Origin of the sequence: Mesorhizobium sp. M8A.F.Ca.ET.165.01.1.1 (genome assembly GCF_004792065.1) — a bacterium.
Lineage (GTDB): Bacteria > Pseudomonadota > Alphaproteobacteria > Rhizobiales > Rhizobiaceae > Mesorhizobium.
This window is the reverse complement of sequence record NZ_SRTH01000054.1, coordinates 1-617: the sequence shown is the minus strand read 5'-3', so window position 1 is coordinate 617 and position 617 is coordinate 1. Positions and strand designations below refer to the sequence as shown.

General features: G+C 68.6%; 1 protein-coding gene. It reads left to right on the top strand.

Features of this window, described 5'->3' with window-relative positions:
* Positions 1 to 617, top strand: a 617-nt coding sequence (locus EN808_RS35090; protein WP_135918213.1) for an AMP-binding protein, incomplete at both ends; no start/stop codon positions are given.

Below are 617 nucleotides of genomic sequence, written 5' to 3'. Positions count from 1 at the left end.
CCTGGAGTTGCCCGGCTGACTTTGATGGGGCGATTGTCCCGATCGGCCGTCCGATTGCGAACACGCGGGTGTACCTGCTTGACGGCCATGGTGGGCCCGTGCCGTTCGGGGCGGTGGGCGAGCTTTACATTGGCGGCGCAGGCGTTGCGCGTGGCTACCTGAACCGGCCCGAGCTGACGGCCGAGCGGTTCATCGCCAGTCCCTTTGTGGAGGGCGACCGGCTGTATAAGACTGGCGACCTGGCGCGTTATCTGCCGGACGGCAATCTGGAGTTTTTGGGCCGCAACGACGAGCAGGTGAAGATCCGCGGCTTCCGCATCGAGCCGGGTGAGATCGCGGCGCGGCTTTGCGAGCATGCCTGGGTGCGTGAGGCGGTGGTTGTGGCGCGCCAGGACCGCGCCGGCGACAAGCACCTTGTCGCTTATGTCGTGTGCGCGCCCGAGGCCGGCTCGGACGACGACGATGGCGCGCTTGCCGGCGCCTTGCGCGCTCATCTGGGTGCGAGGCTGCCCGACTACATGGTGCCGTCGGCCTTCGTGCGGCTGGATGGGCTGCCGCTGACACCGAACGGCAAGCTCGACCGCCAGGCGCTGCCGGCGCCGGCCGACGAGGCCTAT